Raw genomic sequence first — 15383 nt, forward strand, 5'->3', positions numbered from 1 at the left:
CTCCCCGCTACCAGTGACATTGGTAAGCTTCGATGCAAAAGCAGTTGAGAAAGTTGCAGTACTGACCTGGAAGACGACGGCTGAATCAAACAGTGACCGTTTCGAAATCCAGCGTAGCCTTTCTGGTAAGCAATGGGAAACAATCGGTTCGGTGGTGGCGCAAGGCGAAAGCGCTAGTGCGGTTGAGTACACCTTCAAGGATGTAAATCCAGCTGGCGGCAACAACTACTACCGTCTGAAAATGATCGATAAAGATCTGACGTTCTCCTATAGCGGCATCCGGTCTGCTTACCTGGAACCAGGTCTTGTTCTGGCCACCTACCCTAATCCGGTTAGTGACAGGCTTATGGTACGCAACTTCGATCAGGTCAAGCAGCTCGTTATGTATAATAAATCAGGCGTAAAAATCCATCAGAGCCAGAAAGTGTCAGCCGAAGGCATCGACGTCACAAAGCTCCAGCAAGGAATTTACACGATTACCCTGATCCTGTTTGACGGCACTATCAGCACACACAAAGTAGCCGTTACCAGGTAACGTTTACCAGTCCGGCAGGGAAATTCTCTGCCGGACTATTTTTATCACTTAATGCATACATTGATCATGGCTGAACAGCCAACCGGTTGCGAGAGATCGGGCTTAAATGAATTTTCATTTTCTTCTAAGCATAGGCACTCCAGTAATCTCAGGTATGATATCTATCCACTTCAAAAAGAAGCCCGGTACTGAGCAAAACTATCATGGCTTTATTGCTTCTGCGGCGGAACTGGTACGTTTTCTTGAGTCAGCAGACGGATTTGTGATCTTACTGACAGATGGAAAAATTGTACATCACAGACCAGATAATGCAACCCACTTTCGGCGATGGCTCAAAAGCCACCATATCAAAGAGCTAAGCCGATGACAGCGACGAAAGATATTTCCGTCACCCTGGCACATTGTCCTGATTCACTGACGACATAATCTTAACTTTAATAATCATGTGATGAACATACTATTTATCGATTCACAAACTTTACTAAGGATCGGTATGCGGTTTCTTATGTCGGAAGTATCGACCGACTACTTTTTGCACGAAGCTGCTAACCCTGAGGACGCTGCGGCGATTTTATCTACAAACAAGCTGGACTTGGTAATTACAGACATCGGTGCAGACTCTGACACATACAAACAGCAAATGCAGTTGCTTCGCAAAACTCAGCCAAATCTACCCATACTTATCTATTCGACCTTCCCGAAAGACGTTTATGCAGACGCCATCCTGCAGGCAGGAGCCAATGCATATATTAGCAAGCAGTCTAAACCGCAGGAGCTTGCAGCCGCGATCTCCACGGTAATTGCAACAACTAAGTACTAAGCACAGCAAATAGGCACATTCATTTGGATCTAAGGGTCGTCGTTAATTTCATTCTAAATGTTCAACGCGGCATAAGTCATCTGCAAGAGCGTAAGCTACTTTCAAGTTTTTGCCTTATTTTTGACTCACAATACAGGAAATGGTGTCTTCCTGCTGAAACCGCCCTTTACACGGCTGATGGCGCCTATTAGGATCAAATTATATTTGTTCAACTAGTAGGTATATATACATGTCAGTTTCTCGTTTGCGTCTCCCTAAAAATCTTGCCTTTCTTTTCTGGAAGTTCCCGGTTCTTTTCTTTACGATCAAATGGCTGATCTTATCGGCGTTGGTCGGGCTGTTGGTTGGCTCTGCTTCTGCCTTCTTTTTGGTTTCGCTGGATTGGGCTACCAGGTTCAGGGAAACCCATCTCTGGATTATTACATTGCTGCCGGTGGCCGGCTTTCTGATTGGATGCATGTACCACTATTTTGGAAAAAAAGTGGAAGCAGGAAATAACCTGCTGCTGGAAAACATCAATCAGCCCACTAAGGTTATCCCGTTAAAAATGGCACCGTTTGTGCTGATTGGCACGATTGCGACCCATTTGTTTGGCGGATCGGCTGGCAGGGAAGGTACTGCACTGCAAATCGGCGGCTCAATCGCAGATCAATTCACCCGCCTTCTTGGCCTTCGTCCACGTGACAGAAAACTTATCCTGATCGCAGGAATAGCCGCGGGTTTCGGATCTGTATTCGGGACACCGCTTGCCGGCGGCATTTTCGCCATTGAAGTATTCCTGATTGGCCGATTACGGTACGACGCGCTGTTCCCCGCTTTTGCGTCGGCAATACTTGCAGATTTAACCACCAGAGCCTGGCAGGTTGGTCATACACACTATTACATTCCATTCGTCCCGGAGCTTTCGGCGCTCCACGTTCTTTATGCGGCCGTGGCGGGGGCTGTTTTCGGCGCAGGTTCGCTTTTGTTTACTTACCTGACCCATGCCATTGGGGGTCTGTTCAAAAGCAAGGTTGCATTCCCTCCTTTCAGGCCGCTGATCGGCGGGTTCATTGTGGCGCTTGCAGTACTGGGACTTGGTACCACCCGTTACATCGGGCTAGGTATTCCTGTCATTTTAGAATCCTTCACCACACAGCTGCCCCCCTACGATTTTGCATTAAAAATAATCTTTACTGCGGTGACACTGGGAGCTGCTTTCAAAGGCGGCGAGGTTACCCCTTTGTTTTTCATCGGAGCCACTTTGGGCAGTGCACTCTCCCTTTTTATTCCCCTGCCAACCGGCCTGCTGGCCGGAATGGGTTTTGTCGCTGTGTTTGCCGGAGCTGCGAACACGCCACTTGCCTGCATCCTGATGGCCATTGAACTCTTCGGTGCTGAATGTGGGGTATATGTAGCGATTGCCTGTATTATCGCGTACTTCTTTTCGGGACACCGGGGAATTTACGGTTCCCAGCGGATCGAGCAGCCCAAGCACCTTGTTTACGGCCGCCAAGCCGGACAGATGCTCTCGGGATTAAACTCGAATGCAAAAAAGGCTGCTCATGAAAAACGCTGAAATAGCTGTCTCCGCTTTTACACTTTCTTTTTGGGACAGAGATTAATAAGCTTTCCTTAGATTATCGGCAAATGCATCAGGAAGCAAGCTGAGCGATGCTTTTCAACAATTACCTGGAAAACGTGTGCTGTTGTTTAAGTGCAAAATTGACCATCAGAATCAATACGGGCACTTCGATCAGCGGACCGATCACCGCTGCGAATGCCGCGCCAGAGTCAATCCCGAATACGGCGATAGCGACCGCAATCCCGAGCTCAAAGTTGTTACCTGCGGCAGTGAATGCCAGGGAAGTTGATTTTGCATAATCCGCTCCTGCACGTTTTGACAAGTAGAAAGCCGAGAAAAACATGATAGCAAAATAGATCGTCAGCGGCAATGCAATGCGCAGGACGTCAAAGGGGATGCTCACAATCAGCTGCCCTTTCAAGCTGAACATGACCACAATCGTAAACAGCAAAGCCACCAAAGTGATCGGGCTAATGGCCGGAAGGAATTTGTTCTCGTACCATTCTTTACTAAACAACCTGCTTAATACCACTCTGGAAATAATACCAGCCATGAATGGGATACCCAGATAGATAAAAACGCTTTGAGCGACCTGGCCGATGGTAATATTTACCTGATATCCCTTCAATCCGAAAAGCGGCGGTAAAACGGTCACAAACACGTAGGCATATACCGAATAAAACAAGACCTGAAAAATGCTGTTGAATGCAACAAGTCCTGCCGCATAAAGACGGTCACCCTGAGCCAGATCATTCCAGACGATGACCATCGCAATGCAGCGGGCAATGCCGATCATGATTAGGCCGGTCATATATTCTGGCTTATCCGGCAAAAAGATTACCGCCAGGCCAAACATCAGCAGCGGGCCTATGATCCAGTTTTGAAGCAGGGAGAGCCCCAGGATTTTGGTGTTGTTAAACACCTTCGGCAGCTCTGCATAACGCACCTTGGCCAAAGGCGGGTACATCATCAGCACTAAACCAATAGCTAATGGAACATTCGTTGACCCAGAATTAAACTGATTGATAAATTCAGGCGCCCCGGGTAAAAAGTAGCCGATTGACACACCGATCAGCATGGCCAGAAAGATCCACAAGGTCAGGTAGCGGTCTAAAAAAGAAAGACGGGGGTTATTCATGTGGTTTGATGCTTTAAATTCCTTTTCATGACAACAGCTGATGAAGGGCAAAGGCCGCTAAACTGCCTGGTTTGCTGAATTGCTTCCGGAACCTGCTCGCGGTCCACGGCCGTAAAGCTGTACCTGTCGAAGTAACGATCCGCTGTGGTTGTGATCAGATAAACTGCCTGTAGTTCCTGCTGGTCAGCACCAGCCAGAAGCTGCGCGACCATCCGGTCGGCGATACCTTTGCCTTGATGAGCAGGACTGATAGCCACCGAACGCAGCAAGCCTATTGATCCAAAAAGTTCAAGACCAGCCACACCAACAAGTGCTCCGCCTTCCTTAGCTAATAGAAAATTCGGCAGCCCTTTAGGCAGATCTTCGGTAAGAAGGCCTACTTCTTTAAGCAAGCTGACCACTGACTCCTTTTCTGCCGGCTTTGCATTTTCAATTTGTAGTGTCACCGTGTTTCTTGTTTGACTAGCAGCATCCAGAACCAGGCTGGCAGCTGCTTCCGTCCGAGGTAACCAATTCCAGTTCTTGTTTAGCAGGTGCAGGCGCGCAACATGAAGCTTCTGCTGATGTTGTACCGCAGCTTTGGTTGCGGGTGAGCGCCTTGCACTGGGTGAAATCCGGAACAAGGTTGACCGTGAACGCTTCCCCATCAGCAACAAACTCACCTGGGTACATTTGCCGTGTAGCAAACTTCGAATTGCCGAATTCAATTTTAACGGTAGCATTCGGGTTCAAAGGCAGGGTATTCTCAACCAGGTTCACAATTTTCAGCGCCTTATCTACCTTCATGGACCGGTCAACTTCTTTCATTGAAGGCTCCCAGAGCTGCACAATTACTTCTGTCCAGCTGTTCATTTGCCCGCCGCAATCCACAGATACAATCGGCGCTTGCTTGATTTCGGTAATGTGGTAAGAGCTATCAACAAACTTACCTTCTTCATATTGGAATTGAAGGTGTAAATCTGGATTTTGTTCGAGAGTGTTTTTGAAATCACCCCATGTCATCGGACCGCGGGTCACCGGATTTAATTGGCTTATGGTCTCCATTGTTTAAATGTAATATTACGATTGATATAATCAAAAAAATACCCTGCCTAGTTACAGCAGGATGTGGTGGGTATAAATGTATCCAGCAGGGCCCCAAATGCCTCCCGGGCTTCTGACCACACTACCGGGTTAATGCAATAGCAGACCCGCGGCGGATTGATCTCACCTTGTATGATCCCGATGCGTTTCAGTTCTTTCAGGTGTTGGGAGACCGTGGCCTGTGCAAGTTCCAGCTCGTCGACCAGGTCTCCACAGATACAAGACTTTCGGGCGATCAGCAATTGCAGGATTGCAACCCTGGCCGGGTGCGAGAATGCCTTGGCCAGATCCGCGATCCGGTTTTGCTGCGCAGTGAATATTTCGGTTTTAGTAACTCCCATGCTGCAAATATAACGGACAATCTGCCAATTGCAATATTACGATTAATTATGTTTACAGTTCGAAATCTATCGTATCTTTACGATGAATTACTGCTATTGGTTTTAGTTAATATGAACCTGATCACATTACTTATCATGACGATTTTTACTACCGCCGCAACTATGCTGTCCAACAATCCGGAGAATCACAATGCACTAAATCCCGAGCTTGCCGCCTACATCAACACGATTAAAGATGACTTCTCAACAATACCCGACGAGCGAAAAGAAGAGCTTGATAAGATTGTCGTATTCATTCAAAAACAGGTAAAAGCTGCTGAGCCAGTGCAGCTGACTTATATCTGTACCCACAATTCCCGGCGCAGCCATTTCGGGCAAATCTGGGCAGCTACGGCCGCTGCTTACTACAATATCCCGAATGTGAAAACATTTTCAGGTGGCACAGAGACCAGCGCATTCAATGAAAGAGCGGTTGCTGCTTGCCAGCGGGCCGGTTTCGAGATTACCAAAACATCTGATGGTGAAAACCCCGTTTATCATGTAAGCTATGCAAGCGGTACCGAGCCTCTGAAAGCATTCTCGAAGATATTTAGCGACAGCAGCAATCCCCAAAGTAATTTCTGCGCGATTATGACCTGTTCCCAGGCCGACGAAGCATGTCCTTTTGTAAAAGGCGCAGCAGCACGGGTGGCTGTCCCTTACGACGACCCTAAAGCATTTGATGGCACTTCGCAGGAAGCGGCTCAATACGACGAGCGTTGCAGGCAAATTGCAACCGAAACGCTGTACGTTTTTTCAAAAATCAATGTCTGAAATGCTGACGACGACTTCGCAGCCGGTCAGAAATCTGTGCTGGCGGTTGATTATAACCCAGCCGCTAGCCCTCAACATGATAGTCGAGACGTTTGATTTTCTCATGTTCTGTCGGGCAGAAAACAGCTAACTTATATTGACTGCCGGGTTTAAGGGTTTTACCAAAATCGTTATCCAGGTAAAATCCTTTTTTGAAGTATTCACCCCTGGTAACCATATTAATCCGGCCGTTTTTGGCCGGGTTGGCGACAAACAGATAAATGTTCGTATCGTTGTATACGACCAGATAAATGCCTTTAAAATAGTTCGAGCTGGATGGGTAATCGTCGGTGTGTATTGTAAGGCGTTTCCCGAATTTACCGTCGATAGTAGTATCTTCCGATATCCTGACGTTTTTCAAAAGAGCTGCCCGGTTCAGCGCGCTGTGAGAAAGCTCGTTAAAAACCGGATTGAATGCATAGACCGGTTCCAGACTATTTGCAATCGAATCGCTGAGCATTTTACTCGCACCCTCATAATACGCCGTGTGCCTGTAAATCAGCCACTGACCATTCGTGGTGTAGTTGAAAAGACCGGAGAGCAGATAAGATTTGTAGTTGGTAAGCTTATCATAATGATTGTAGTAGTTGAAGAGCAAGATCAGCAAACTAACTCCTCCAAACACCATCCCGACAACCTTTTTTCTATTAAAATGGATCAGGCATAAACAGTAGACCATTATCCAGCATAGCATTGAATATATCTTATACCGGCTTGAAAGCGTGTTCATCGCCGCGCCAGAAGTCCTTGAGTAGGCCATGATCACGGCTGTCATGAGAATAAATGCGGCCATGCCCAGCCAGGCGATTTTCAGGTTTCTCATACCCGGGCGTTCGCCTCCCAGGGGTTGCTCCCGCAGAAAAATCACACTTCCAGCGCAGATAGCCACAAACAGCAACAAGCCAAGCACTAAGCCGAGGCTATTCGAAGCGACGACAGGGGCATTAGAATTCTCGGTATAATCCAGGATTCCACCTACAAATCCAAACAGATTATAAGCCAGGTACTGCGGCTTTTTAAAGTGTTCGGCCACCCCGAAAGCATTGGTACTGCTATGCGCCTCAAAATCCTGAAAGTAGAGAAATACAGCAGCAACTGCGGCAATTCCAAAAATGACAGCACTCTTAATCTTCCGTTGGTACAGCAGCACGGCGATGGCGGCAACGAAAGTGAACATACCGTTCCCAAAGGAAAAAGTGGCCAGCAATGCGGATAACATAGCCAGGATCATGCCGGTACGCCCGTGGTATACCAGCAGATAAATGGTCAACAACCCGAGAAACGCCACCGGCATGTACACCGTGCTTGCTCCGGCCCACAAATTGGCTTCGTAAGTTACAGGACTGAATAGCGTCAGAACAACCGGGATTAAATAGTAAAGGGAAACATTTGCTTTCTTAATCAATTTCCAGAAAAGCACTGTGAAGCCTACCAGGGTCGCATTGCCGATCAGGATAATGGTTACAAAGTTAACCTGACTTGTGAGCCAGTACGAAACCAGCGCTGCAAGCCGCGAATACACAATCCGGTGCTCGACCCATTGTCCGGTAAGCAGATGTAAGCGCTCTGAAAACGTAGACGCGTCCTGAAATTGTTGGGTAAAAAGTAAAAGGCAATACAGGTCATCGCCATTCGGCACATTAACCGAGTTACTAATCACTAGTGAAAGAAAAAACAGGATCAGCGCAACGCAGATACCCATCGGTATAATCGAATGCAGTTTCATCCAAAGAGGTGGTATTGTTGAAATCTTGCGAAAAGTAACAGAATCATTTTTAGCCATCGCTAAGTCAGGGGGATCACCCACGGGTGACGAAAAGTCGACTTTAGAAGTATGACGCTGAGATATCATTCGACCGTAAAACTATTTACTGCGACTTTGATAACCTAGTTTTCCTTATATGAAATTACCGCTGCCGCTGTGACTTGTAACCAGTAAGATCGCTCCTTATCGCGCCAAAAGAGCGTAAATTTCGTTGTTCTGCGTATATAGGTGTACTAAAAGAGGTAAGCGGAGAGTGTACATTGTACAACTAATTTAATTTGACTAGTAGACATACTGCTATTTAAAAACCAATTATCTTGGTTTTATTTAAGTAGATTATGGATAACTTGTCAAGACTCCATGCTTTGAGTTCTTATCAGATCATGGACACATTGCCACAAGCAGATTTTGATGAAATTACGGAAATGGCCGCTGCTATATGCGGGACTCCCATTTCACTGATCACTTTCCTGGACTCTGACCGGCAATGGTTCAAATCCAAAGTCGGATTGGACATCTCTCAAACTCCCCTAGGTCAGTCATTTTGCAATCATGCGGTACAAACACCGGATCAACTTTTAATAGTAGAAGACTCGGCGCTTGACGATCGTTTCAAAGACAATCCGCTTGCCACAGGTGAGCCTTATGTCAAATTTTACGCCGGAGCTCCATTGGTAACGCCCGAAGGCATTGCATTAGGTTCCTTGTGTGTGATCGATCACGTCGCACGCAGCCTTACTAACCAGCAACAATCGGCTCTTGCCCTGCTCAGTAAGCGGGTGATCAAGCAACTTGAATTTAGAAAAGCTCATATCGAGTCGGAAAAGCTGCACAGGGCCAGTAACCAGCGCCTTTTTGCGGTCGCTGAGCAGTCGCCTGATTTCATTGCCGTTGTGGACGATTCCCTGACAATCAGTTACGTCAACCGGAGCTATGACGGGATCAGCCGGGAACAGTTCCTTGGTATGCGCATTCCAGAGATGATACTGCCGGAATACCAACGCGTATTCATTGAGCACTGCCAGATCGTATTTCAAACCGAACAGCCCCAAAGGCTGGATATAGAAATTGAAAAGAGAGATGGCAGCTTCATGTGGGTGAGCTGCCGGATTGCGCCGCTGCGTGACGAGGTCGGAAAAGTACATGACATCATTCTGGTTTGCCGCGACATTTCGATAAGAATAGCCGCGGAAAAGAATAATCTCAAACACATTGAATCACTCGAAAAGATGATGTTTATGATTTCGCACCAGCTACGTTCGCCCATTTGCAGCATGCTGGGTATAGCGCCGCTCCTCAATCAGCAAGACACATCCCTGGAAGAAAAACTGCAATGCTTTGAGCACATCCATGATTCGGTCTTGAAAATGGATGATTACGTCCGCGAGCTTTCCTTGTATGTGGAAACACTGAGGTCTCAAAGGCGGCTTGGCGAAGACGCGGCGTAAACCTTTCAATTGAATGCGAACAACCTTACCTGAAAACGCATTGGAAAATCTCTGGCGAGGGTTGACATGAACTGCGACTTATAGCACACTTAGCTCTCCCCCGCTTCCAGTATTTGTTTCAGTTTCAAAATATTATCAATGCCCAACTTGGCAAAAATGGCACTTTTAAAGGTGCTGATGGTTGAAATATGTAGTCCCGTCTTTTCAGCTATTGATCCTGTCGACATGCCTTGCATGAGGTACTTGGCTATTTCGTTCTGCCGCGGGGTAAGAAGGTCGGTCTTTTTGAGGCTTTTATAATTATCAATCAGATACCCAAAAAGGAAATCCATATGATCTGAACTAACATATCGCTTCCCGGCGCTTACCGTGTTGATACAGGTAATCAGTTCAGATAAGTCCTTGTGTTTGGAAAGGTATCCTTTGATGCCCGACTTGAAATAGGAAATCACCAGCTCCGGTTTGGTCTCCTCGCCGTACAAAATAATGGGAGCCGCCGGGATGAAGGATTTCAGTTCAAATACTGGGTTTGTCCCGTCTTCCTCAAAGTCAGAATTCACCACAATAATGAAAAGCGCTGACCCGTAATCCGCGTTTGTCTGACGGAGCTCAGCCACATTTTTGGCCTCAGCAACCCGCGTCTGTTTAAGACTTTCGGTTAAAAGTACTGCCAGTCCTTTTCTGACAACCGGGTGTGTATCAAGGATAATTATAGATGAAATGGGCTTCGGGTCGGTAACGGTCATGGGTAAAGGTAAGTGCTCTGAGCTTACAAACTGTTACGCTGCTACAAATCACATTATAAAACCGCGCTGATTCCACCAGCAATGTACTATTATCTTTTTCACCTGGTAAGTTCAAGGCAGCTGCACGACAACCGTTCGTACCTATTCTATTTTAACATCAAATTGTTTTGAGAACATTCTCGTAGTTTCTTTTCATTTACCTAATAATAATTGGTTTTCAGCGTTTTATATTCAGAAGGCTTTATGACATAGCGAAGGATTCAGTTTTGTTCTCTCACCTGGCCGTCTGTAACGAGTTCAAAACGAAAAGACCATATGTCAAATAGTGAAAAGATCAGATTTGCTGCAAAAGATAAAACCCAGTTCTTCACCACGCTCAAGAAAAGGGTAGATCAGTACTTCATTGATAATCATAAAACCCGCTATGCTAACAAAACCATGGTTGTGAAAACCATTGTTTTACTAAGCAGCTACATTCTTCCATTCATCGCACTTATTGTGTTCAATCCGCCCGTTTGGGTCGCGATGTGCCTTTGGGTAGTAATGGGCCTTGGCGTTTCAGGTATTGGGATGTCCATCATGCATGATGCCAATCACGGGGCGTTCTCGAAGAATGCAACGATCAACAAATGGCTCGGTAATACGATCAACCTGGCCGGGGCTGGTGTAGCAAACTGGAAACTCCAGCACAATATCCTGCACCACACCTACACCAATGTCGCCAGGGTAGATGAAGACATCAAGGACCGTGGTGTGATCAAGCTTTCCCCTCATGAGAAAGTCGGCACATTGCACCGCTTTCAATGGCTGTATGCTTTCTTCTTTTACGGCATTCTGACGCTTTACTGGGTGGTTTTGAAAGACTTTTTACAGTATTATAATTTCATCAAATCAGGAGTAAACCGGCAGAGCCAGCCTGAGAACAGACAAATGCTCGCCGGTTTGATTGTCATGAAACTGGTGTATTTCAGCGTCTTTTTCTTGATCCCTACCCTTGTCTTTAATATTCCATTCCTTCAGATACTGGCAGGTTTCCTGTTAATGCATTTTACTGCCGGACTGGTGCTGACGGTGATATTCCAGCTCGCGCATTCGGTGGAAGGCACACAGCATCCTCTTCCCAATGAAAGCGGTGTGATTGAAAAAGACTGGGCTATTCACCAGCTGGAAACAACAGTCAATTTCTCGCCTGGCAATAAGTGGTTAAGCTGGTATATCGGTGGATTAAATTTCCAAATTGAGCACCATTTGTTTCCCAAAATCTGTCACGTCCATTATCCGAAACTCGCTCCCATTGTCAAACAAACTGCAAGTGAATTCGGGTTGTCGTATCTTGAAAACAAAACTTTCTTTACGGCTGTGAAATCACATATCGCCAGTTTGAAACGCTTCGGCACTCCATCGCTGAACGAAGGTATCGTGTAAGCGTGAACACTGGTTTTGAGGTTACCAGCCATTCATTGCATCGAAATACCATTGTTCAATGCAGTGGGCGCTATGCCGAACTTTTTCTTGAAGGAACGGGAGAAATGCGAGAGGCTTTCAAACCCCAGATCGAGGTAAATGGCCGAAGGTTTTTCATGTTTCGTTTCAATGAGGTGCTTTGCTTCGGTCAGCCGTCTTTCCTGCAGCCAGTGACGCGGCGGGGCACCAAACGTTTTTACGAAATCCCGTTTAAATGCTGCCAAACTGCGGCCGGTAAGCTGAGCGAACTTTTCAATGGGTACATTGAAATGGAAATTATGAAGCATAAACCTTTCCAGATCGATCTTATACGGCTCAGAAAAGTCGAATAGAAAGTTGCGAAGCGCGGGCACGGCAAGCAGCAATAGTTTAACTCCCTCCTTTACTTTCAGAATGCCCATTTCGTCCGTCATCTCCGCGCCCGAGCTGCGCGCGTAGGGGACTATGGATTGAAAATATCCCTGCAGAAATTCATTGACTGGAATCAGGATATTGGGCGGACCAATGTATTTCCGCTCTGCTTCCAGCTTCTCTTCCAGCGCGATCCTGCGCAGCAGGTCTTCCTGCAGAGATATCACAATAGTTTCGTAGTGACCGCTGGGTCCGGGCGTTTTAATGAGCGTACCCAGCTGGTTTTTGCCGACCAGCAGCATTTCTCCCCCTGCCATTGAGATCTTTTGCTGGGAAGTTTCCAGGGTAAACTGTCCTGAAACCTGCAATATCAATGTAGGGTGGTTCCAGAAAGCAACTTTCTCTTTCCGCTCCGTAGAGAGGTAGGAATAGAAGATCACGCCGGGGAGTATTTCTGCTGGACTGGTCATTTAGCGCTGTAAGTAAGTGCCGCCTAGGATAGCACCTGGCGCAAAAGTAGTGTTTAAGGTATTCATTTCTTCCGGCGTGAATACGATATCCATCGCCGCGATATTTTCAGGCAAACGCGACCGGCGGCTCATGCTCACCAAAGGCATTATATGGTCACCCTGCGCATTCACCCAGGCAATTGCAGCCTGTGTTGGCGTACAACCTTTATTACTGGCCAACTGTTTCAATACCTCTACTTTTTCCAGGTTCTTCACCAGGTTTTCGCCTTCAAAGCGAGAAAAATGGTTACGGTGATCGTCTTGCGACAGTGGCGCCTTCATATCGCCGGTCAATAGACCCTCCGCGGTATTTGCAAATGCCACGACAGCAATGCCCAGTTCCTTTGCCGCGGGAAGCAGTTCATTTTCAATCTGACGGTCGGCCAGTGAATAGCCGATTTCCAATGCACTTATCGGGTGAATGCTGTTGGCTTCGCGAAGCTGCCCGGCTGTGATTTCCGATACACCAATGTAACGCACTTTTCCTTCTTTGATCAGGTCGGCTACCGTTCCGATGATGTCCGCTACGGGCACGCTGCCATCCATTCGGCTCGGCTGGTACAGGTCGATCGTTTCGATTCCCAACCGCGTCAGCGAGTAGTTGATAAAATTCTTGATCGCAACGGGACGCAAATCCATTCCCAACCATTGACCATTGTGAAAGATAGCGCCGAATTTGACACTGATAAATGCATCGTCGCGCCTGCCTTTAAGTGCTTTACCGATCAGCATTTCATTGTGACCCGCGCCGTAGAAGTCTCCCGTATTCAGAAAGTTGATGCCGCTATCCAGCGCGGCGTGGATCGTAGCGATACTTTCGGTTTCGTCAGCGGTAGGTCCACCCCAGACCGACGACATACGCATGCAGCCCAAACCTAGCTTGGACACGAACGGACCATTGTGGCCCAGCTGAATTTTTGTGATATTTTCCATGACACAAATTTCAGGTTTCCAGCCGCGTGCGAGTTGCTTCTGCGGCTCAAAGGTTTTGTCCGTACGGCTCAACTGCTACACAACTGAACTGTTAAATAAACTTAACTCAGCAGCACATCCGGATACAGGGAAGTACATTGCCCTGGTAACGACCATTTTAGTCCTGTTCTTTAAACCAATATACCCTACCCGACCCGCAGCTATGTCAAAAATCACCTATTTATTACTGACATTTTGCGGCATCCTCTATGTGGGTAGTACCGCGCTTCAAATCTCATTGCAAGACTTTCTAGGTCACCAATTATTTCTCCTGCCGTCATTTCTGCCGTGGCTTGGTGTTGCATTCGCAACTTCCCTGCTGTGGCTCGGCGCGCTGCTCTCCTTTCATATAATCGCTAATCACCCCGCGGCCAAAATCGCCATTACAATACACCTGATTGCTACTATTTTCAGATGTTATACAATTTATGCTGTTTTCTCGGCCGGCAGCCAGATGAACCTGTATTTCCCGTCCTATTTTCTTGTTCTGACTACCTGGGGCTTATATGGGATTTGTTTGATCTATACCAGTGAAAAAAATCGGGTCTGGCTGAAAACCGCCGGGTTTTACATCATTGGAATCACTGCAGTCCTTATTGTTACATTGATCATGTACTTGTACGCCACGGATGCTGCGTACAAGGCTGCGGTTGAGAATTTTCACAACAAGCTCTCATGGTTTAGCGAATTGGCGACGGTGCCGCTGCTTGTACATTGGGTGATAGGCTGGAAACAAACCGAAGTATCCGTAAGCCGCAGTACTTTGTCCCGCATGATCAAGCTGGCGGTCTTCCTCGCCGGCATGGCCAGTGCTATCGCGGGACTTGTAGTGCACGACCGATTATTGCACGAAAAGCCTGTCGCAAAATCACCTGAACCGCCAGCCACCAGCAAGGACGTTGCCCATGCAGAACGGTTTGAAGCGAGAACTTATGTTGATAAAAAGGGTAACAGGTTACAGTACCGGCTGATGAAACCCATGCATTACGACACGGCAAAAAAATACCCGGTGGTTTTATGCCTTCACGGAGGCGCCGGCTGGGGAACGGACAATATCAAGCAGGTTTTTGGCTCACTTCCCGCTGTGCTCCTCTCCAACTACCTGGTGCGTGAAAAACATCCGGCTTTTCTCGTAGTACCGCAAGTCAGTGCAGGATACAGCTGGGGTGGTCTTCCAAATTTAGAAACGGCAGATACGATCGTAGCAGAACTGCTGCAAAACCTGGAAAAGGAATTTAAGATCGACAGAAAGCGCCGCTACATTGCTGGTAATTCATTAGGAGGATACGGAACATGGTATTTCATTGGTAAATACCCAAAGCTATTTGCAGCCGCAATTCCCATTTCCGGCGATGGAGATCCAGGTCTCGCCAAACAAATGTCGCAGGTGCCAATATGGGCGTTTCACGGAGCAAAAGACATTAACGTCCCCGTGAGTGGCTCCCGGCGAATGATTTCTGCGCTTCGTCAAGCCGGTGCAAATCCAAGATACAGCGAATACCCGGATGCAGGACACGGTATCTGGATACAGGTTATGAATACACCAGACCTGGTCGAGTGGCTTTTTAAGCAGGAAAGGAAGATTGAGTATTCCCAAATCAACTTGCTTTCTAACCGGCTCCAAGTACAAGATAATTAAGTCAGAGGCTAATTGTCTTGCTTTCAAGGTTTGTGCTGCCGCTGCTGTTTTTTGACGCGTGGCACTCGGCTTGGTGCTACCATTCTTTAAAAATCAGTTCAAAACACGGAAATAACATTTCACCGCGCTGTTTTTGCATTTGGACGAGTTGATGGT

At 47.1% G+C, this 15383-nt stretch carries 15 protein-coding genes and 1 riboswitch; of the genes, 7 read left to right on the forward strand and 8 right to left on the reverse strand.

The features are described 5' to 3' along the window. The 3 genes from Q369_RS0103440 to Q369_RS0103455 all read left to right on the forward strand — a co-directional run. A partial coding sequence (locus Q369_RS0103440; RefSeq protein WP_035332961.1) for a T9SS type A sorting domain-containing protein occupies positions 1-535 on the forward strand: 535 nt, incomplete at its 5' end. A 448-nt stretch (positions 536-983) separates the two neighbouring features. Next, positions 984-1355, forward strand: a complete 372-nt coding sequence (locus tag Q369_RS0103450) for a response regulator (protein ID WP_084165633.1) — start codon at positions 984-986, stop codon at positions 1353-1355. 126 nt (positions 1356-1481) lie between these two features. Beyond that, a riboswitch (Fluoride riboswitch) is annotated at positions 1482-1549 on the forward strand. Positions 1550-1584: 35 nt separating this feature from the next. Then, on the forward strand, positions 1585-2913 hold the full coding sequence (locus Q369_RS0103455) for a voltage-gated chloride channel family protein (RefSeq protein ID WP_051663893.1): 1329 nt from the start codon (positions 1585-1587) through the stop codon (positions 2911-2913). A 109-nt stretch (positions 2914-3022) separates the two neighbouring features. Here the strand turns inward: Q369_RS0103455 and arsB are convergent, their stop codons facing one another. The 4 genes from arsB to Q369_RS0103475 are packed head-to-tail and all read right to left on the reverse strand — an operon-like array spanning position 3023 to position 5481. Beyond that, positions 3023-4057: an ACR3 family arsenite efflux transporter gene (gene arsB, locus Q369_RS0103460; protein ID WP_031526394.1), complete on the reverse strand. Its 1035-nt coding sequence runs from the start codon at positions 4055-4057 to the stop codon at positions 3023-3025. Then, complete coding sequence (gene arsN2 / locus Q369_RS0103465) at positions 4054-4503, reverse strand: arsenic resistance N-acetyltransferase ArsN2 (RefSeq protein ID WP_031526395.1); 450 nt, start codon at positions 4501-4503, stop codon at positions 4054-4056. Before arsN2 ends, arsB begins: the two co-directional genes overlap by 4 nt. Before the next feature lie 16 nt (positions 4504-4519). Continuing rightward, positions 4520-5101, reverse strand: a complete 582-nt coding sequence (locus Q369_RS0103470) for a DUF6428 family protein (protein ID WP_051663894.1) — start codon at positions 5099-5101, stop codon at positions 4520-4522. Between the two features lie 47 nt (positions 5102-5148). Continuing rightward, positions 5149-5481: an ArsR/SmtB family transcription factor gene (locus tag Q369_RS0103475; RefSeq protein WP_031526398.1), complete on the reverse strand. Its 333-nt coding sequence runs from the start codon at positions 5479-5481 to the stop codon at positions 5149-5151. Positions 5482-5529: 48 nt separating this feature from the next. Between Q369_RS0103475 and Q369_RS0103480 the strand changes: the two genes are divergently transcribed. Next, positions 5530-6294, forward strand: a complete 765-nt coding sequence (locus tag Q369_RS0103480; RefSeq protein ID WP_310588965.1) for an arsenate-mycothiol transferase ArsC — start codon at positions 5530-5532, stop codon at positions 6292-6294. A 64-nt stretch (positions 6295-6358) separates the two neighbouring features. On the opposite strand, the gene Q369_RS0103485 is transcribed toward Q369_RS0103480, so the two are convergent. Continuing rightward, a complete protein-coding gene (locus tag Q369_RS0103485) occupies positions 6359-8059 on the reverse strand; it encodes a hypothetical protein (protein ID WP_031526401.1) in 1701 nt (566 codons plus the stop codon). A gap of 377 nt (positions 8060-8436) precedes the next feature. On the opposite strand from Q369_RS0103485, the gene Q369_RS28185 reads away from it, so the two are divergent. After that, positions 8437-9546, forward strand: coding sequence for a GAF and PAS domain-containing protein (locus tag Q369_RS28185; protein WP_051663895.1), 1110 nt, complete (start codon positions 8437-8439; stop codon positions 9544-9546). An 89-nt stretch (positions 9547-9635) separates the two neighbouring features. Here the strand turns inward: Q369_RS28185 and Q369_RS0103495 are convergent, their stop codons facing one another. Further along, positions 9636-10292, reverse strand: coding sequence for a response regulator transcription factor (locus Q369_RS0103495; protein ID WP_031526403.1), 657 nt, complete (start codon positions 10290-10292; stop codon positions 9636-9638). 315 nt (positions 10293-10607) lie between these two features. Here Q369_RS0103495 and Q369_RS0103500 point away from each other — a divergent pair, with 315 nt between their 5' ends. Continuing rightward, entirely contained in the window at positions 10608-11717 is a 1110-nt protein-coding gene (locus Q369_RS0103500) for a fatty acid desaturase family protein (RefSeq protein WP_031526404.1), read from the forward strand. Positions 11718-11749: 32 nt separating this feature from the next. On the opposite strand, the gene Q369_RS0103505 is transcribed toward Q369_RS0103500, so the two are convergent. Then, positions 11750-12577 carry a helix-turn-helix domain-containing protein gene (locus tag Q369_RS0103505; protein WP_031526405.1) on the reverse strand — a complete coding sequence of 276 codons (828 nt, stop codon included), beginning with the start codon at positions 12575-12577 and terminating at the stop codon, positions 11750-11752. Further along, the gene (locus Q369_RS0103510; RefSeq protein WP_031526406.1) at positions 12578-13549 is read right to left on the reverse strand and encodes an aldo/keto reductase; all 972 of its coding nucleotides are present in this window, start codon (positions 13547-13549) and stop codon (positions 12578-12580) included. A gap of 202 nt (positions 13550-13751) precedes the next feature. On the opposite strand from Q369_RS0103510, the gene Q369_RS28190 reads away from it, so the two are divergent. Next, positions 13752-15227, forward strand: coding sequence for a carboxylesterase family protein (locus Q369_RS28190; RefSeq protein ID WP_051663896.1), 1476 nt, complete (start codon positions 13752-13754; stop codon positions 15225-15227). Positions 15228-15383: the final 156 nt, after the last annotated feature.

The organism is Dyadobacter crusticola DSM 16708, from assembly GCF_000701505.1.
Lineage (GTDB): Bacteria > Bacteroidota > Bacteroidia > Cytophagales > Spirosomataceae > Dyadobacter > Dyadobacter crusticola.